Annotated in this window: 14 protein-coding genes and 1 rRNA gene; 5 read left to right on the top strand and 10 right to left on the bottom strand. The window is 60.2% G+C overall.

From position 1 onward, the window contains the following. Positions 1 to 10: 10 nt before the first annotated feature. From J1G35_RS19910 to J1G35_RS19875, 8 genes are all read right to left on the bottom strand, one after another. Entirely contained in the window at positions 11 to 1,456 is a 1,446-nt protein-coding gene (locus J1G35_RS19910; RefSeq protein ID WP_223015807.1) for an efflux transporter outer membrane subunit, read from the bottom strand. Next, entirely contained in the window at positions 1,453 to 2,511 is a 1,059-nt protein-coding gene (locus tag J1G35_RS19905) for an HlyD family secretion protein (RefSeq protein ID WP_053137527.1), read from the bottom strand. Before J1G35_RS19905 ends, J1G35_RS19910 begins: the two co-directional genes overlap by 4 nt. A 15-nt stretch (positions 2,512 to 2,526) precedes the next feature. Then, the gene (locus J1G35_RS19900; protein ID WP_223015806.1) at positions 2,527 to 4,062 is read right to left on the bottom strand and encodes an MFS transporter; all 1,536 of its coding nucleotides are present in this window, start codon (positions 4,060 to 4,062) and stop codon (positions 2,527 to 2,529) included. A gap of 230 nt (positions 4,063 to 4,292) precedes the next feature. Next, positions 4,293 to 5,213, bottom strand: a complete 921-nt coding sequence (locus J1G35_RS19895; RefSeq protein WP_053137521.1) for a LysR family transcriptional regulator — start codon at positions 5,211 to 5,213, stop codon at positions 4,293 to 4,295. Positions 5,214 to 5,272: 59 nt separating this feature from the next. Next, positions 5,273 to 6,121, bottom strand: a complete 849-nt coding sequence (locus tag J1G35_RS19890) for an ABC transporter permease (protein WP_012721565.1) — start codon at positions 6,119 to 6,121, stop codon at positions 5,273 to 5,275. A 12-nt stretch (positions 6,122 to 6,133) separates the two neighbouring features. Then, the gene (locus tag J1G35_RS19885; protein ID WP_223015805.1) at positions 6,134 to 6,985 is read right to left on the bottom strand and encodes an ABC transporter ATP-binding protein; all 852 of its coding nucleotides are present in this window, start codon (positions 6,983 to 6,985) and stop codon (positions 6,134 to 6,136) included. 1 nt (position 6,986) lies between these two features. After that, positions 6,987 to 8,012, bottom strand: coding sequence for an ABC transporter substrate-binding protein (locus J1G35_RS19880; RefSeq protein ID WP_223015804.1), 1,026 nt, complete (start codon positions 8,010 to 8,012; stop codon positions 6,987 to 6,989). A 14-nt stretch (positions 8,013 to 8,026) separates the two neighbouring features. After that, positions 8,027 to 8,920 carry a TauD/TfdA family dioxygenase gene (locus J1G35_RS19875; RefSeq protein WP_223015803.1) on the bottom strand — a complete coding sequence of 298 codons (894 nt, stop codon included), beginning with the start codon at positions 8,918 to 8,920 and terminating at the stop codon, positions 8,027 to 8,029. Between the two features lie 266 nt (positions 8,921 to 9,186). Here J1G35_RS19875 and J1G35_RS19870 point away from each other — a divergent pair, with 266 nt between their 5' ends. The 5 genes from J1G35_RS19870 (at position 9,187) to J1G35_RS19850 (ending at position 15,786) form a co-directional block, all read left to right on the top strand. Beyond that, positions 9,187 to 9,894, top strand: coding sequence for a GntR family transcriptional regulator (locus J1G35_RS19870; protein ID WP_053137511.1), 708 nt, complete (start codon positions 9,187 to 9,189; stop codon positions 9,892 to 9,894). A 337-nt stretch (positions 9,895 to 10,231) separates the two neighbouring features. After that, positions 10,232 to 10,993, top strand: coding sequence for a DUF3050 domain-containing protein (locus J1G35_RS19865; protein ID WP_053137508.1), 762 nt, complete (start codon positions 10,232 to 10,234; stop codon positions 10,991 to 10,993). Further along, entirely contained in the window at positions 10,990 to 11,928 is a 939-nt protein-coding gene (locus tag J1G35_RS19860) for a diiron oxygenase (RefSeq protein WP_223015802.1), read from the top strand. Before J1G35_RS19865 ends, J1G35_RS19860 begins: the two co-directional genes overlap by 4 nt. Next, entirely contained in the window at positions 11,925 to 15,302 is a 3,378-nt protein-coding gene (locus J1G35_RS19855; RefSeq protein ID WP_223015801.1) for an amino acid adenylation domain-containing protein, read from the top strand. The genes J1G35_RS19860 and J1G35_RS19855 overlap by 4 nt, the downstream gene beginning before the upstream one ends. Before the next feature lie 19 nt (positions 15,303 to 15,321). Next, positions 15,322 to 15,786, top strand: coding sequence for an SRPBCC family protein (locus tag J1G35_RS19850; RefSeq protein WP_223015800.1), 465 nt, complete (start codon positions 15,322 to 15,324; stop codon positions 15,784 to 15,786). A gap of 38 nt (positions 15,787 to 15,824) precedes the next feature. On the opposite strand, the gene J1G35_RS19845 is transcribed toward J1G35_RS19850, so the two are convergent. After that, complete coding sequence (locus tag J1G35_RS19845) at positions 15,825 to 17,705, bottom strand: methyl-accepting chemotaxis protein (RefSeq protein WP_053137495.1); 1,881 nt, start codon at positions 17,703 to 17,705, stop codon at positions 15,825 to 15,827. A 396-nt stretch (positions 17,706 to 18,101) separates the two neighbouring features. Further along, positions 18,102 to 18,191 (bottom strand): 5S ribosomal RNA (rrf, locus tag J1G35_RS19840); the annotation flags it as partial.

Here is an 18,191-nt window from a genome sequence, read left to right as displayed (position 1 = left end):
TCTTTGTCAATCAGCGCCCGGCGGTTTGCAACGGATACACCGACTCCCACCCTCCCCCCAACGCCTTGTACAACCCCACCATCGCCAACGACACCCCGGTGGAACTCTCCACCCACTGCTCCTGCGTGGCCAGCAGCGCGCTTTGCACGGTGAGTACGTTGACGAAATCCACCACGCCTTCGACGTATTGGTGCTGTGCGGTGGTCAGGGCGATCTGGTTCTGGCGCACGGCTTCGGCGAGGCTGTCGCGGCGCAGTTGGCTGGCGTTGTAGCGGGTCAATTGGTCGTCGATTTCATGCCAGGCGCGCAGTACGGTTTGCTGGTAGGCCAGGGCCGCTTCCTGTTGCTGGGCTTCGCGCAGGTTCACCATGCCTTGCAGGCGTCCGCCGTTGAACAGCGGCAGGCTCAATTGCGGGCCGAAGGCAAACGCGCGGGAGCCCCAGGAGCCGAAATCCGACAGTTGCATGGCCTGGGAGCCGAGGTTGCCGGACAAGGTGATACGCGGGTAAAAGTCACCCTTGGCCACGCCGATGCTGGCGGTGGCGGCGTGCAGGCGCGCTTCGGCCTGGCGGATGTCGGGGCGGCGCTCGGCGAGTTCCGAGGGCAGGCCGATGGCGACTTGGCGTTGGGTCTGCGGCACGGCAGCATCCTTGGACAATTGCGCGTGCAGGGCTTGCGGTGGCTCGCCCATCAGCAGGCTGAGGGCGTTGATCAACTGGTCCTGGCGTTGCTGTAAATCCGGCAGGCGCGCTTCGATGGCGGCAACCTGGGCGGCGGCTTCCGCGACGTCCAGGTCGGTGGCCACGCCATCGGCCAGGCGCAACTGCGAGAGCTTGAGGCTGTGGCGGGCGACGTCGAGGTTTTGCTCGGTCACCGCGCGGGTATTTTGCACGCCGCGCAGTTGGATGTAGTCCTGGGCAGTCTCGGCCAGCACCGATAACAGCACGGCGCGGCGATCGTTTTCGGCGACTTGCAGGGTGGCGTCGGCGGCTTCGGTTTCGCGTTTGACCCGGCCCCATAAGTCCAGCTCCCAAGACGCCGAGAAGCCCGCGTCCCACTGGTTGAACGCGGAACGGCCGTTTTCGCCGGAGGGGTCGTTCAAGCCTTTGCCGCTGTTGCGTTTGCGCTGGTAGGCACCGGTGGCGTCGACAGTGGGATAGCGCTCGGCGGTGGTCACCTGGCGCACGGCGCGGCTTTGTTGCAGGCGGCTGCTGGCCAGTTTCAGGTCGAGGTTATCGCTGAGCGCGCGGCGCGTGAGGGCCGACAGTTGCTCGTCATGGAACACGTCCCACCAGCGCTCTTGCAGCGGCTCGCTGACCGCGCGGCTGGCGGCTTGTCGGCCCTGAGGTTCGCTCCATTGCGTGGATTGCGAAGTGTGTGGGCGCTGAAAATCCGGACCGACGCTGCAGGCGCTCAGGCTGATAACGCTCAGGGTGAGCCAGGCAAGGTGTCTCATTGCTGGGCCACCTCACGCTGCGGCGCGACCGGCTGGGTGTCGACGCTGGCTTCAACCGACATGCCGACCCGCAGGCGCTCGGTCAGCGGTTGGTTGGGTTCGAGGACAATCTTCACCGGGATACGCTGCACCACCTTAGTGAAGTTGCCGGTAGCGTTATCCGGTTTGACCGAGGCGAAGGTCACGCCCGTGGCGGGCGCGAGGCTCTCCAGGTGGCCGTTGAGCAGCTCCCCGTCGAGGCTGTCGACCCGCACCTGTACGGCCTGGCCGGCGTGCATATGGAAAAGCTGGGTTTCCTGAAAATTGGCGACCACGTAGGCCTCGGCCAACGGCACCACCGCGAGGATCTTGCTGCCCGGCGTCACATAAGCGCCGACCCGTACCGCGCGCTCACCAACCATGCCATCCACCGGCGCGACGATGCGCGTGTAGGACAGCTGATAGCTGGCCATTTCCAACGCGGCCTGGGCACGCTTGAGTCCACCTTCGGCCGCATCGCGCTGGGCGGTGAGGATCTCCACCTGCTTACGTTCGGCCGCCAGCACCGCAGTGGCGTTGGCCAGGCGCGCGTTGGCCTGGTCGATGCGGGTCTTGGCTTGCTGGGCGTTCTGCACGGTGCCCGCACCCACGCCGGCAAGGTGGTTGTAGCGGTTCAGTTCGTGTTCGGCGAAGGCCACTTCGGCACGATCTGCCGCCACGGTGGCCTGGGCCTGGGCGATCACCGAGCTTTGGCGCTCCAGGGTCGCGGTGGCGTTTTTCAGCTGGGCCTGGGCGACCAGGGTGTCGGCGTCGGCGGCCTGGGCGGCGGCGCGAAAATCGCGGTCGTCGATCAGCGCCAGCAGTTGCCCGGCCTTGACGCGCTGGTTGTCTTCCACCAGCACTTCCTTGATAAAGCCCGCCACACGCGGCGCCACCAGGGTGAAGTCGGCGGCGACGAAGGCGTCGTTGGTGGTCTGCCGTTGGCTGCCGAGCAGGCCCGGCGCGACCAGATACACCAGCACGCCGACGGCAAATACGGCGATAACGGAGACGGCAATTTTGTCTTTGCGTTTCATGGGAAGTCCTTGTGGCTAGGTCGGTGCGCGAGGCGGAAAAATCCGCGTGGGCATCCAGAAAATCAGCAAGATCAACGCCACCGCGACAGCGGCCATGACGTAATAAAGATCCGAAGAAGTCAGCACCACGGCCTGCTCGTGGAGGCGGTGGGCCAGGCCCGGCGCATCGCCGTCGGCCAGCGGCGAGTTGCCCAGGCGGTCCACCAGCATGGTCGAGTGAAAGTGCAGGCGCTGGGTGGTCAGCGCATCCAGCACGCCGGTGGCAATCACGGCGGCCAGGCCTTTGACGGTGTTGAACCAGGCCGAGGCGAACGGCCCATCCGCCGGTTGAATGCTGCCGGTGGAGAGCATCAACAGCGGCAACACGGCCATGGGCTGCCCGAAGATTTGCAGCAGGTACAGGCCGTAGAAATCGTCGCGAATCCATGCCGAGGTCAGGTGCGCGCTGCCCACGCAACACAGCACCAGCATGCCCAGCCCGATCCCCAGCACCCAGCGGCAATCGACCCAGCGCAGGTTGCACAACGCGGCCACCAACGGCAGCGCGATCAATTGCGGCAGCGCCATCAGCAGCATCACCGGCGCGGTTTGCAGGGGGCGATAACCCTGGACCTGGGCGAGGAAACTGGAGGGGATGATGATTACCGAGGTCAGCACCATCAGCACGCCTGCCAGCACGATCAGGGCAAACGCCAGGTTGCGCAGGCCGAGCATCTGCAACTTGAAAAACGGCATCGGGTGCGACCATTCATTGAACATGAACAGCACCAGCAGCACGCTGCCGCCGCACAGCAGGAAGGTGATCAGGCCCGACTCGAACCAGTCCAGGCGATTGCCCTGCAGAATGCCGATCACCAGCATGCAGATCGCCGGAAACCCCAGCAGCAGGCCGCGCCAATTGAACTGCTTGAAGCGCTCCAGGCGCAGCGGGTCTTGCGGCAAGCCGTAGGCCACGGCGGCCATCGCCAGCAGGCACGGCCCGACGATCTGCCAGAACGCCCACTGCCAGCCGACGTATTCGGTCCACAGCGCCGCCAACGGCGTGCCGAGGCTCGGCCCGAACGTGGCGGTAAGTGCGTAGCCGGCCAGGCCATACAGCTTGACGTTGGCCGGCAGGAAGCGCAGCGCGACCGTCATCAGCATCGGCGGCAATGCGCCGCCGGCCAGGCCTTGGACGGTGCGGATTAGCAGCAGGCTTTGGTAGTTCGGCGCAAACGGGCAAAGGATGCCAAGCACGGTGAACAGGCCGATGGCGCACAGGGTGAAGCGCCGCAGGGAAAACGTCACCGAACACCAGGGCGCAAAGGCCATGGCCGACACGGAGGTGGCCGTGTACGCAGCGACCAACCAGGTGCCTTCGTCAAAACCGATGTACAGCGCACCGCGAATATCCGCGAGGGCCACCTTGGTGACCATCTCGTTGAGACCGGACACCAGCACCGCCAGCAACACGCCAACCAGGCCGATGATGATGCGCGGGCCAAATACAGGCGGGGTGATGGCGGTGGGTTTGGCTGCGGCCGCAAGGGTGGGGGCAGCGAGGGAAGTCATGAACAGGTAACTCGGGATTAGAAATACCTGAGCAGTTTAATCAGGCACATGCATGACAAAAAGTTACTTATCGGTAGCTTATAACTGCGCCAGACGCAATCCTAAATTCACTATAGAACCCTTGTGGGGCTTGCTCCCGATTGCGGTGGATTAGATAGAAAATCTGGGTCTGGCACACAGCAATCAGGAGCAAGCCCCCTCCCACATTTTAACCGTGCATGGCTTGTAGATCAGGTGGGTTGAGCTTCCAGCCAGGTGGCGTGGCAGCTCTCACGCATCGTCTCGCGCAGCCATTTATGGGCGGGGTCTTTGTCGAAGCGCGGGTGCCAGGATTGGGCCAGGACCAGGGTCGGCAAGGAGATCGGCAGCGGGAACGCGCGCAGCGGCAGCTTCAGGCGATTGGCGCTGTAGAGCGCCTCTTTGGGCACCGGCAGAATCAGGTCGGAGTCGGGCAACATGAACATTGCGCCGTGAAATCCCGGGGCAATCATCGCCACGCGCCGCTCCAGGCCCTGGGCATTCAGTGCGGTGTCGATCGGCCCACGGGCGATGCCGCGTCGCGAGATGCTGATATGGGAATAGCTGGCGAAGCGCGCGGCGGTGATCTCTTCGTCAAACAACGGATGGTCCTCCCGCGCGAGGCCCACGAAGGTGGTGGAAAACAGGTTCTGCACCTTCACTTCCGGGGTGACCGGCATGGTGTTGCTCACGCGCAGATCCAGCCGCCCTTCACGCAGCGCTTCGTCGTCGGTGTCGCCTTCGGGCACGAAACACAGCTCGCACAGTGGCGCCATGCGCTCCATGGTGTCGAACAGACGGCCACCATATACGCCGATGAAAAAGTCATTGGCGCGCACGCTGAAGCGACGGCGCAGGGTGCTCAGGTCAACCTGGTCCGCCGAGCGAAACAGCAACGCGGCCTGCTCCACCACGTTGCGCACCTGGCCTTGCAGCTCCAGGGCCTTGGGCGTCGGCACGAGGCCACGGCCGGCACGTACCAGGATCGGATCGCCCACCGCTTCGCGAATGCGCGTGAGGGTGCGGCTCATGGCCGCCGGGCTGAGGTTCATCCGCCGCGCGGCACCGACCACGCTGCCCTCGTCGAGCAAGGCGTCGAGGGCGACCAGCAGGTTCATGTCGGGTAGTTGCATGCCAAGCACTCGTGATCAGTCGGGAGTGAGCTGACCGCAATCGTAGCAGGGTGGGTGTATCAGCGCTGCATACCCCAGCGCTTCACGGTGAGCCGCTCGAAGGTGTCGAACACCAGGTTTTCCACGAGCAGGCCGATCAGGATCACCACCGCCAGCCCGGCGAATACCTTGTCGGTGTACAGCTCGTTGCGGTTCTGGAAGATGTACCAGCCCAGGCCCCCTTTGCCGCTGGTCGCACCGAATACCAGCTCGGCGGCGATCAGGGTACGCCAGGCGAAGGCCCAACCGATTTTCAGGCCGGCGAGGATCGACGGCAGTGCCGCCGGAATCAGGATGAACAGCACAAAGCGCATGCCCTTGAGGCCATAGTTGCGCCCCGCCATGCGCAGGGTTTCGGACACGCCGAGGAACCCTGAATACGTGTTGAGCGCCAGCGCCCACAACACCGAATGCACCAGCACGAAGATCAGACTGTTCTGGCCCAGGCCAAACCACAGCAGCGCCAACGGCAACAACGCAATGGCCGGCAGCGGGTTGAACATCGAGGTCAGGGTGCTCAGCAGGTCACGGCCCAGTTGCGTCGACACCGCCAGGGTGGTCAGGGCAAACGCCAGCACGATGCCGATCAGGTAGCCCTTGATCAGCACCACCAGCGAGATGCTCACCTTGCTCAGCAGTTCGCCACTGAGCAGGCCGTCGTAGAGCGCGTGAAAGGTCTGCAGGAAACTCGGCAGCAGCAGGTCGTTGTTCTGGTAGCGCGCAACGGCTTCCCAGAGGATCGCGAGCACGATCAGGATCAGGCCCTTGCGCAGCCAGCCTTGCTGCCACAGGCGTTGGCGCAGGGGCAGTTCGCGTTCAACGGGGACACTGAGCAGCGGCTCAAGGGTGATTTCGTATTCCTGGCGCATTGGGTTGTCCCCTTAGTAAGCGATGCGGATATCGGCGAAACCCAACTCACGTTCGGCCTCGGGCGCTTCATCGAACAGCAGGCGATGAATCCGCCGCGCCGACGCCTGGAACTCCACGCCACCGAGGCTGTACAGGTCGTATTGATGGCTGTGGATTTCCGCACGCACGCGCCCCGGATGCGGTGACAGCAATAGGATGCGATTGCCCACCACCAGCGCTTCTTCGATGGAGTGGGTGACGAACAGCAGGGTGAAGCGCACTTCTTCCCAGAGCAGCAGCAATTCTTCCTGCATCTTGCGCCGGGTCAGCGCGTCGAGGGCGGCGAAGGGTTCGTCCATCAGCAGGATTTTCGGCTGCATGGCCAGGGCGCGGGCGATGGCCACGCGGGCTTTCATGCCGCCGGACAGCGTGTGCGGGTAAGCGTCGGCAAAGGCGCTGAGGCCGACTTTGTCGAGGTAGTGCAGCGCCCGCTCTTCGGCTTCGCGACGCGGCAAAGTTTTCGACGCCAGCAGCGGAAACATAACGTTCTGTTTGACGGTTTTCCATGGCGGCAGTTGGTCGAATTCCTGGAACACCACGATGCGGTCCGGGCCCGGCTGTTCGACCTTTTGCCCCAGCAGGCGGATCTCGCCTTCGCAGGGTTTGATAAACCCGGCAATGGACTTGAGCAGCGTGGATTTGCCACAACCCGATGGGCCGAGCAACACGTAACGATCCGCCGGGTCGATCTCGAAACTGACTTGGTGAGTGGCCCGCACCACGCGCTCGGGGGTGCGGTATTCCAGACTGACGTTATCCACTGCCAGCAATGGCAAGGGGGGGTGCAGGTTGCTGGCCGTGTGGCCTTGCAAGGGCGCGTTCATCTCAACTTCCTTGCAGGGGCTTGGCGTCCTGGAAGAAGTAGTCCTTCCACGATTCAGGCTTGTTTTTGATGGCGCCGACGCGGTAGAGGAATTCCGCCAGCGGGTAGGTGTTTTTCGGCGTGACGCTGAATTCGAACTGCGGGTTGTCGATGATTTTCAGCAACTCGGCGCGGTCGATCTTGGCCTTGGTGACGCGGATGTAGGTGTCGGCCGCAGCGCCTTTATCGTTTTGGGCGAACTGCGCGGCTTCGGTCAATGCTTCGACAAATGCCTTGTAGGTTTTCGGGTTGTCGTTGCGGAATTTTTCGGTGGCGAACAGTACCGTTGGCGAGTTCGGCCCCAGCAGGTCGTAGGTGTTCAGCACCACATGCACGTTAGGGTTGGCCAGGGCCTGGTCCTGGAACGGCGGGTTGGAAAAGTGCCCGGTCAGTTCGGTGCCGCCGGCGATCAGGGCAGCCGTGGCATCAGGGTGCGGGACGGCGACGGTGTACTTGTCGAGGCGATTGAATTCCTTGTCGCCCCATTGCTTGGCGGCGGCGTATTGCAGGAAGCGCGACTGCACCGACACGCCCACCGCAGGCACGGCGATACGGTCCTTGTCGGTGAAGTCGGCAATGGTCTTGACCTTGGGATTGTTACTCACCAGGTAGTAGGGGAAGTTGCCCAGGGAGGCCACGGCCTTGACGTTCTGCTTGCCGTGGGTGCGGTCCCAGATGGTCAGCAGCGGGCCGACGCCAGCACCGGCGATATCGATGGAGCCGGAGAGCAGTGCGTCGTTGACCGCCGCGCCACCGGACAGCTGGGTCCAGTCGACCTTGATGTCGATGCCTTCCTGCTTGCCGTATTTTTCGATCAGGTTCTGGTCGCGCACCACGTTAAGCAACAGGTAGACGATGCCGAACTGTTCGGCAATGCGAATCTCGCCTTCGGCCTGCGCGGCCGCCGGAGCGACCAGGCTGCCGGCCAACAGGCTGATACCCAGGCCAACGGTCGCGGCCAGCCGTGCAAATGGAATGTTCCTGGACATGGTCATGCTCCGAATCAGAAAGGCGCGTCGCCCTGGATGGTGGTGCGAAACAGCTTGCGGCGCAGATGGCTCGGGCAACCGGCGGCCAAGTGGATCAGCGAGCGGTTGTCCCAGAACACCAGATCGTGGGACTGCCATTGGTGGCGGTAGATGTTGTGCGGCAGCACGCTGTGGGCGTAGAGCTGGGCCAGCAGGTCGCGACTTTCGTCTTCCGGCAGGCCGACGATGCGGGTGGTGAAGCCTTCACTGACGAACAGCGCCTTGCGGCCGTTTTCCGGGTGAGTGCGCACGATGGGATGAACCACTTCCGCGACTTGGGCCAGCTGCTCAGGCGTCAACGTCGGACGCCAGTTGCCTTCGAATTTGGTTTCGCTATAACGCGCGGTGTAAGAGTGCGCGGCACTGCGGCCTTCAACGGCTTTGCGCAGGTGCTCGGGCAGTTGGTCCCAGGCTTTGTGCATGTCGGCAAACAGGGTGTCGCCGCCTTCGGACGGCAGCTCCTGGGCATGCAGCATCGAGCCCAGGCTTGGCAGCTCTTTATAGGACAGGTCCGAGTGCCAGAATTTTCCTGCATCTCCCAGGCCGATGGATTGGCCGTTTTCGATAATGTTGGAGACGATCAGGATTTCCGGGTGGTTGGCCAGCAGGAACTGCTTGAGCACGTGGATCTGCAGCACGCCAAAGCGGCGGCTGAAAGCGATCTGTTGTTCGGGGGTGATGCGCTGGTCGCGGAACACCACCACGTGGTGGTCCAGGTGCGCGCGGTGAATGCGGGCGAAATCCTGGTCGCTGACTGGCCGGGACAAGTCCAGGCCGACAATCTCGGCACCGACGCTGCCGGGCAGTGGTCGAATCTCGAACGCCTGGGCGGCAAGGGTCACTGTTGGAACAGTAGAGGTGGCGGACATGAGGTCACTCCCGATCAATCAGGAGAGTGACTTTATAGGTATAATAACTGCAATTTAAATACCGTTAAAGAATATCTATATGCGGGAATGTCGCAACATGGCATTGGCGTGTCAGACCTCGCAAAGCCTGAGCGTGGGCCGCCGGAATCAAGTGTTGAAACGCTTACAAGCCGAAACCCTGCTCGTTTGACAAGCTTATGGGCAGCCTCTAGTGTGCATTGGATCCAATTAGCCACCACCCTTCTAAAAAGGAGGATAGCGTAACCGTGACGCAGAAGCCGAACCCTTTGAACAGCATCAAGATCAGCGGCCCTATTCCCGCCCATCTTGCTCGCTCCGTGATTGAAGAAACCTTGCGTAATGCCATCCTCGATGGCCGATTGCCCTGCGGTACCGCCATGCGTCAGCAGGAGCTGGCCAGCCTGTTCGGCGTCAGCCGCATGCCGGTGCGTGAAGCCTTGCGCCAGCTGGAGGCCCAGTCACTGCTGCATGTGGTCACCCACAAGGGCGCCGTGGTTGCACCGTTAATCGATGATAATTCGGCTGAGACCTATGGGCTGCGAATGTTGCTGGAGTCTGAAGCCCTGCGCTTGTCGATTCCTCTGCTGACTGACGCCGATATCGCCGAGGCAAACACTTTCATCTGTGCTCTGGAGCAGGAAAAAGACTACACAGAGATTGGCCGTCTCAATCGCCTGTTTCACATGACCCTGTATAGCAAGGCTCCCAACCAGCGGCTGCTCAAGTTGGTGGAGCACGGGTTGAACGAGGAGGAGCGCTTCCTGCGTTTCAACCTTGAGGCGATGGGGCTGGGCGAGACCTCCCAGGAAGACCACCGCGAACTGCTGAACCTGGTGGCACAGAAGAAAGTCCAGGAAAGCATCCTGACACTGCGCAATCACTTGATGCGCGGGATGGAAGTGATCACAACCTATTTAAATGACCTCGACGCCCGCGCAAAGAAGGCGCCCTGACAAAGTCCAGGTCTCTCGTCTTGCCCCTCCAGCTCTGCGGGGGGCCCTACCTGATCGGGTAGCGCCGCGCGTCTAAGAAACTTCCCACTCTTATAAAGCAACTTGCCGACAGCTTATATTATTTAGAAAAACATCTAATGCATTCATATACTCGCCAACTTGTTTGACCCGCCTATTATCTTTCATTACTAAACCAGACACTTAATTCGACCGTGCAGCCCCACTTGCATGAGCACTCGTGCGCGCCAAGCCTGGTTTACATCTTTTTATCTCCTTGCCGCTGACAAACGCCTAATGCTGTTTTAGCGGCAGACGCAATAACTTATAGGCATCAACCATGTATCAACCTTTACTTGAGCAAAGAAAACTGCTGTTGTGCAGCCATCCGTTATTTCTGGAAATAACTTCGCTGGGCAAGTTACAACTATTTATGGAGAACCATGTGTTCGCTGTTTGGGACTTCATGACGCTCACCAAACGCCTGCAACAGGACTTGACCTGTACTCGCCTGCCCTGGCTGCCACCGGCCGACCCGCAAGCTGCGCGCCTGATCAATGAGATAGTGCTGGGTGAAGAATCAGACTCACACCCCAACAGGCAAGGCCATTGCAGCCACTTCGAGTTGTACCTGGAAGCCATGGTCGAAGTCGGCGCCAGCACTTCAGCGATACACCGTTTCGTTGCACTGCAACAGCAAGGCATGGACGCAAGCACTGCCCTGCGCATGGCCGATGTTCCGGCTGGCGCAGCACGCTTCGTGAACGACACACTGCAGATTGCGCTGAACGCCCCGACCCACTGCGTAGCAGCCGCCTTCCTTCACGGTCGCGAGCGTGTCATCCCGAGTATGTTCGAACACCTCCTGCAACCGGATACGCTCATCCATCGCCAGGCCCCCACCTTGTGTGGCTACTTCGAACGCCACATCGAACTGGACACTGAGCATCATGGGCCAGCAGCAGAGCACCTGCTCGAACGCCTCGTGGGTGCAGATCCGACTTACCCGCAAGAGGCCCACGACGCCGCCCTTGCCGCGGTAGAAAGCCGTATCACGTTGTGGGACGAGGTGCGTGCCGCGCTGCAAGAGGTGCACCCATGAATACGGCTGGCTACACCCCCATCGCCGACGACTGGGAACGCCGCGCTACCATCCGGACCCGGCCTCGCCGCTTGTTGGAAAACGACGACAAGCTGATCTATCCACTGTGCCGTCAACCCTTGGTACTCAGCGCGAGCTTCGTGGAACATTGCCCGCAATGGCGCGACTTCGTGCTGGTGCAAAGCTTCTACAAATTCATCAACGACGTGGTTATTTTCGAAACCGAAATCGTCGACAAGACTGCGCGCAGTATTGCCAAGAATCACTTCTCGCTGCCCTTCCCCCTCGCCTGTCGCGTGGATGCGATGACGGTCGTGGTGGACGAGGACTACCACGCCTTGGTGGCACTGGATTTCATGCAACAGACTGTCGCCATGACAGGCATCCAACCGCTCGACCTGCCCGGGCATATCGAACTGAGTCGCGCGCTGCCGGCGGCCCAGGCGCAGGCGCCTGCACATCTAAGCGATGCGGTGGAACTGATTGGCGTGGCCATCGCTGAAAACACCGTCACTCACGATGTAGCAGCATTTTCCAGGGACAGCAGTGTCAAGGCCTCTATACGCGGCCTGATGGACGACCACTTGTTTGACGAAGGTCGTCACGCGCTGTTCTGGACGCGGCTGGTGCGCCTCTATTGGCATGCCGCAAGCCCGGATGACCGTGACAGCATCGCTCGCGTACTGCCAACATTCCTGGCGCATTATCTGACCAACGACCTGCAGAAAAACTTCGACCTGCGGCTGATCGAACACCTCGACATCAGCGACCGCCTGCGCGGTGTGCTGCGCGATGAAGTATCGGCACTGGCGTTCCCCATCACCCGCCAGCACCCGTTGATGGGCAATATCATGGGCTTCCTGCAACGCAGCGGCTTGCTGCAAACGCCGAGCGTGGCGCAGGCACTGAACGACTACCTGCCGGTGTCGCCATGAGGTGCCTGACAATCGGCTGGTGCGGCACAAGCCGGGCTCTTGGCGCAATCAGGCCAATGCTGGAACAGTACGGTCATGTGTCGGCGGATGAAGCCGTCGACCTTTGGATTGAAGACGGCAGCCTACCGTTGCCCGATGACGTGGGCGACACCACCTGTATAAGCCTGCGCCTGGGGGTTGGCCCGTTAACCGACTGCGGGTTACCCACGCTGCAATTGCGCGCCTATGATCATGACCGGCGTTTGTCTGCGGTACTGGACATCGCCGCAGAGCCCAGTGGTAATGGCCAGCGACTGCGTCAACGGGCAACCGAGGCGCTGGTGGATTGGGTCGCGCTCCTCGTCAGTGGCTTTTCACGTGACCCCGAGTCTCTGTTTACGAGCGCGGTTGCCACTGACTGGCCCGAGCACGACCTGCATGGGCTTGAGCCATTGGCATTCATGCATCGATTCAACCATACGACGGACCCCGATCTGATCCGCGAAGCCCAGGTGCCGGTGATCGAACGGGTGCAGGCCAGCCTTCATCTGTTCGCCGAACGGCCAGCGCTGAACATTGCTGGGGATTGCGCGACCTACCACCAACTGCACCTGCAGGCCATGGCGATTCAACAGCGATTGCGCCCGCTGGTGGAGGGGCTTGAGGTGCCAGCGGTGATCGGCGTGTGCCTGGAAAAATCCATGGCGTTATATGCCAGTATTCTTGCCGTAATGGGCTGTGGTGCGGTGTACCTGCCACTGGGATCTGATCAGCCCGCACAACGCCATCGGGTCATGCTCGAAAACGCCGGGGCCAGCGTATTGCTGGATGCAGGCCAACATCCATTAAGGGAGCGTTTCATTTCTTTGGATGTGAGCACAGTCGAGCCGTGCAGCGCCAATCCCGCATCCTCGTTGATGCACAATCGCCCCTGCTCGGATATGCCGTGCATGGTGCTCTATACATCGGGCAGTACGGGTCAGCCCAAGGGTGTGCTGCTGAGCCAAGGTAACCTGGCGCATTTCACGGCCTGGTTCGGGTCCTGCATGGCGCAAGATGAACAGAGCCGCGTGCTGCAGTTTTCGCCCTTGGGTTTCGACTCGTCATTGATCGACATCTTTCCCGCCCTGATTGCCGGCGCCGAGTTGATCGTGCCCAGTGAGGAACAGCGGCGCGACCCTGGGCAACTGGTGGAGTTGCTCCGCCGACAACACGTCACTCATGCCTTCCTGCCGCCCGCGCTGCTTAATATCCTGCCGTTGGATCAGCCCCTGGGCGTGACGCATCTGCTCACCGGCGGCGATGCCTGCGAACCCCATGTAATCGAGCAGCTGGCCGACCAGTGTCAGTTGCACAACCTCTATGGCCCTACAGAAACCACAGTCCTGATTACACACCGGACGTTCGCCCTCGATGACAACAATCGCAACGTCGGCCACCCCATCGGCAACAGCCAGGTGCTGATCCTCGATGACGATCTGCAACCGGTGGATGAAGCGGTGATGGGCGAGTTGTACATCATCGGGCCCGGCGTGAGCCTGGGATATGTGAATGCGCCACAGCAGGCTAACAGCCCGTTCGTCGAACTGTTGGTGCCGGGCGGCCAGAGGCTGAAGGCCTATCGTAGCGGGGACCTGGCGCAGTGGACGGCCAAGGGAATTTTGCTCGGTGGGCGTCGCGACGATCAGGTCAAGATCCGCGGTTTTCGAGTCGACCCTCAGGAGATTGAGCAGTACCTGCGTAACAGCCGGCTGTATCGCGAATTGGCGGTGGTGATCGACCGTGAGAGCCGGATCTGTGCTTTTGTCGCCCAACCTGAACATAACGCCACGTTGGTGACCCTTCAGCAACATGCCCGCCAGTGGCTACCGGACTACATGCAACCCGGTTTCTGGGTGGAACTGCCAGGCATGCCGCGCTCCAACAATGGCAAAGTCGACCGCAAGGCGCTGCTGGCATTGCCCTTGCGGCCCATATTGCACACCACTCCCCGCGCAGCACAGACACCGCTTCAAGCGCAGTTGAGCGGCTTGTGGGGCGAGTTGCTGGGTGTGCCTGCGAGCCAGTTGTCCATCGATGAAAGCTTCTTCGCACTGGGCGGCCATTCGATTTTGTTGTCGACGCTGTTGCTGCGGGTTCGCGAACAATGCGGCCGTAGTTTCGCCTTGAGCCATTTCATTGAAGTACCGACGATTCGTACGCTCGCAACACTGATGGAGGATGGTGAACTGCCCGACGCATCCTCTGCCCAAGCGTTTCTGGACGCTCAACGGGAGTGGGAGCTCAATCCGTTGCAAGCAGACTGCGCTGGCAATCCGCACAAGGTGATCGTGACAGGGGCGAACAGCTTCGTCGGCGTGCATGTTGTCGAAGCGTTGCTGGCCGCTGGAGCCATCGAGGTGGCGTGCCTTGTGCGTGAGTTACCGGGGCTCCCTGCGATGACACGCTTTGCCCAGGCGTTGCGTGAATACCATCTGGAACATTTGGACTTGAGCCGGGTACGGGTATTTGCCGCCGACATCAGCTTGCCCCGATTAGGTTTGGCCGGCGACGTGTATGACGCACTCGCCGCAGACTTTGGCGTGCTGGTGCACAACGCAGCGCAGGTCAATCACGTCATGGATTACGCCGCACTGGCGAGGGACAACGTCGACCCCATTTTCGAATGCCTGCGCTTGTGCGAAACCCGCTGCAAGAAGGTCTTCAACTTTGTCTCGACATTGTCTGCCTCCAGTAGCATCGACAAGTTGGGGCATGTGCTCGAAGCCCCGGCTGCGGCGACTCTGCCGCTGTACATCCGCAATGGCTACAACCTGTCCAAGTGGGTAGCCGAGCGGGTGCTGGGACGGGCAGTTGAGCAAGGTGCCTGGGTGAACATCCATCGCCCTGGAAATATCAGCTTCAACAGCGGTAACGGGGTCTGCCAGCCACAGAAGAATCGCCTGATGCTGATGCTCAAGGGGTCACTGCAATTGGGCATGCTGCCTCGGTTGGATCTGAATTTCGACCTGATGCCCGTGGACTTTCTGGCTCGCTTCATCGCGTTCCACTGCACTCGCTTTCAAGCCGATAGAAGCGTATTCAACCTGCACAACCCACAACCATTGAGCTGGGAGCACTACCTGGATGCATTCAATCGGGCAGGCCACCGGTTCGAACGGGTAAGTGCTGCGCATTGGCAGCGGGCGCTGCGAACGGTAAGCCAGGACAATGCGATGTTTGGCGTACTCGGGTTTTACCTTGATCGACTGGATGAGGACATCGGTGACACTTCGACGATCCTCCATGACAACGCGCAACGCGGCGTTGAGCTGATGGGGGAGCAGTACCCCGAAAAAGATCCGGCACTGCTGAGTAAAGGTTGCAACTACCTCAAGGCCATCGGCTTTCTTTGAACCGCTTCAGGACAACGTTATGAAACCGCTGCAACCCGATACGTTAATTCATAACCCGAACGGCCAGCCGATAGTGTCCTCTGTGGTGATCGACTGCCCTGCTACCCGTCTGTGGGACGTAGTGGGGCAGTTTTCAAGCTTCGATGCGTTCATCCCTTCCCTGACGCATATCGAAATGACCGGCACCGGTGTGGGCGCTTTGCGCACCAAATTTTTCCGCGATGGCAACCGCGTGGTGGAACAGCTCAATAGCCGGGATGAGCACGCGATGCACATGACCTGGACTACGATCTACAACACTCTGGGCGTGGCCAGATTGTGGGCGGCAATCCAAGTAGAGGCTCTTGGAGCGCATTGCTCCCAGGTAACCTGGACCATTATTGCCGACCCTGTAGACCCGGCACAGGCAGGATTTGATCAGTTTGTGCAGGGTTTCACCGACGACGCGCTGGACAATGTTCGCCGTTTGCTGGGTAAGCAGTAGGAGCGAACCGGCTCGCTCCTACTCACACGCTCAGCGGGTCAGATCTTGAAGCTATCGACCAGTTGCTTCAACCGATTGGCCTGTTGCGACAGGGCATCACAGTCTTTCAGGGTTTCGTTGAGGTTAGTCACGCCCTGTTGGTTCAGCAGGTTGATCTGGTTGATGTCGACGTTGAGGGTTTCCACCACGGCAGTCTGTTCCTCGGTCGCCGCAGCGACGGACTGGTTCATGCCGTCGATCTCAACAATTCGCTGCGTTACGCTGACCAGGCGTTCACCGGCCTGGTTAGCCACCTGGACGCTTTCTTCGCTGGAGGTCTGGCTGGCATTCATGGTTGTCACTGCCTCACGCGAACCCACTTGCAGCGAAGTGATCATTTTATGAATCTCTTCCGCCGACTCCTGGGTACGGTGAGCCAGGTTACGCACCTCATCGGCGACCACCGCAAACCCGCGTCCTGCTTCCCCGGCACGTGCCGCTTCGATCGCAGCGTTGAGTGCGAGCAAGTTGGTTTGCTGAGAGATGCCTTTAATCACATCGAGGATGTGGCCGATATTGTCGGTGCTGGCGTTCAGGGTTTCGATCTGGGTGCAGGAGAGGCTGATCTTCTGCGACAGCTCCGACATGGCCAGGATGGTTTGCTCGACCACCTTACGCCCATCATCGGCCTGCTCGCTGGCACCACTGGCGTGCTGTGATGCATCCGCGGCGTTACGTGCGATTTCCTGGGTAGCAGCCCCCAGTTCGTTGATAGCGGCGGCCACGCTGTTGGTGCGCGCACTCTGCTCGTCAGAGCCAATGATCGAGGCGTTGGATGAAGCCATCACACGCTGAGACAAATCATGCACTTGGCGTGTTGCAGAAGACACTTCGGAAATCGAGGCGTGGATACGCTCCACAAATCGGTTGAACGCACTGCCCACTTCACCGAACTCGTCTTTACTGGTGACCGTCAAGCGACGGGTCAGGTCGCCTTCACCCTGGGCGATGTCCTGCATGGCAATGCCCATGGTGGTCAAAGGCCGCAGCAACACTTGAATCAACAGGCTCAAGAGCACGGCAATCGCGACTACGGCGATCAACATGGCAATCAATGCCGACGTACGGAATTTACCAAGCGGTGCGTAAGCTTTGTCTTTATCGATCGACAGGCCAATGTACCAATCTGCCCCGGGCAAGCCGCTGATAGGCGTGAACGACAGAATACGATCCTGCCCCTTGAGGACTACCTCCTGGTTAACTTTCTCGATGCGGACGTTAGTACCTGGGTAGATGTCCTTGAGGTTTTTCATCACCTGATCTTCGTCAGGGCTGACGATGACTTGACCGTCGCCGCTGACCAGAAACGCATGGCCGATGCCGCCGAAGTCTACCGAATTGATAATCTTCACCAGAGTTTGCAGGCTCAGATCACCACCGACCACACCGAGTAGCTCGCCGTTCTTTTTCACCGGCATAGCAATAGTTACGATCTGCCCACCCACTGCGGCCATGTAGGGCGGCGTGAGCATGGGTTTATCGGCAGCGACTGCTTGTTTGTACCAGGGACGCTGGCGAGGATCGTAGCCGTCAGGCATTTTTGCGTCCGGGCGCTGGGTGAACACACCGTTGGTTTGACCTACGTAGGTGAACTGGAAGTTTGAGGTGAACGCCGGTTGATCGACCAACCCTGGCAGGTCAGCGCTACTACCCTGGTGGGCAACGTTTTGCGTCAGACTTTCGAGCACCAGTATTCGACCACTGAGCCAGTTCTGCACACTGCTGGCGGTGAGCTCACCGGATTGTTGGATAGACGACTCCAGATTCTGTTTGATGGTGCTGCGCTGCAGATAATCGTTGTAAAGAGTAAATAACGCGAAGGCTAGAACCACAACGCCTGACGCGGCCAACAGAATTTTATGACTGAACTTGAGATTCATTTCATCGACTTCTTTTTGCCAAAGGGGGATGAGCGTGCCGAGTGGAACATTCCATGTAACGGTATAGGCAGCCTAATGGGCAGCTCTATTTCGGTGCACGCATGGCTCATAAGGCTTTCGGCTAAGCAGAAGGAAAACTTAGGGGATTGTGGGATGAATCTTCTTTTTACGTAGGAAGCCCGACCGAAGGTTGTCGTACAAGCCTTAGGAGTAAACATTTCTTCCTTTAAACGGTGCGATGATTTTTCATTGATGCCTGTGCGCGCCCGGGGGCTATGACCCGTATTTTTGGAGTTCGGTTGGCGTATCTGCTGTTAAATTTCGGCGCTTGTTCTCCAAACCCTCTAAACGACAAAACCCCTGGCTGCGTTAGCAGACAGGGGTTTTGGAATTTGATCTTGACGATGACCTACTCTCACATGGGGAAACCCCACACTACCATCGGCGATGCATCGTTTCACTGCTGAGTTCGGGATGGGATCAGGT

The sequence above is a fragment of the Pseudomonas sp. SH10-3B genome (assembly GCF_019891415.1).
GTDB lineage: Bacteria > Pseudomonadota > Gammaproteobacteria > Pseudomonadales > Pseudomonadaceae > Aquipseudomonas.
This window is presented reverse-complemented; position numbering and strand designations above follow the sequence as displayed.

Bases quoted from the DNA above. Each gene is read 5' to 3' on its own strand.
- J1G35_RS19910 (WP_223015807.1), bottom strand. From the start codon at position 1,456: ATGAGACACCTTGCCTGGCTCACCCTGAGCGTTATCAGCCTGAGCGCC.
- J1G35_RS19905 (WP_053137527.1), bottom strand. From the start codon at position 2,511: ATGAAACGCAAAGACAAAATTGCCGTCTCCGTTATCGCCGTATTTGCC.
- J1G35_RS19900 (WP_223015806.1), bottom strand. From the start codon at position 4,062: ATGACTTCCCTCGCTGCCCCCACCCTTGCGGCCGCAGCCAAACCCACC.
- J1G35_RS19895 (WP_053137521.1), bottom strand. From the start codon at position 5,213: ATGCAACTACCCGACATGAACCTGCTGGTCGCCCTCGACGCCTTGCTC.
- J1G35_RS19890 (WP_012721565.1), bottom strand. From the start codon at position 6,121: ATGCGCCAGGAATACGAAATCACCCTTGAGCCGCTGCTCAGTGTCCCC.
- J1G35_RS19885 (WP_223015805.1), bottom strand. From the start codon at position 6,985: ATGAACGCGCCCTTGCAAGGCCACACGGCCAGCAACCTGCACCCCCCC.
- J1G35_RS19880 (WP_223015804.1), bottom strand. From the start codon at position 8,012: ATGTCCAGGAACATTCCATTTGCACGGCTGGCCGCGACCGTTGGCCTG.
- J1G35_RS19875 (WP_223015803.1), bottom strand. From the start codon at position 8,920: ATGTCCGCCACCTCTACTGTTCCAACAGTGACCCTTGCCGCCCAGGCG.
- J1G35_RS19865 (WP_053137508.1), top strand. From the start codon at position 10,232: ATGTATCAACCTTTACTTGAGCAAAGAAAACTGCTGTTGTGCAGCCAT.
- J1G35_RS19860 (WP_223015802.1), top strand. From the start codon at position 10,990: ATGAATACGGCTGGCTACACCCCCATCGCCGACGACTGGGAACGCCGC.
- J1G35_RS19855 (WP_223015801.1), top strand. From the start codon at position 11,925: ATGAGGTGCCTGACAATCGGCTGGTGCGGCACAAGCCGGGCTCTTGGC.
- J1G35_RS19850 (WP_223015800.1), top strand. From the start codon at position 15,322: ATGAAACCGCTGCAACCCGATACGTTAATTCATAACCCGAACGGCCAG.
- J1G35_RS19845 (WP_053137495.1), bottom strand. From the start codon at position 17,705: ATGAATCTCAAGTTCAGTCATAAAATTCTGTTGGCCGCGTCAGGCGTT.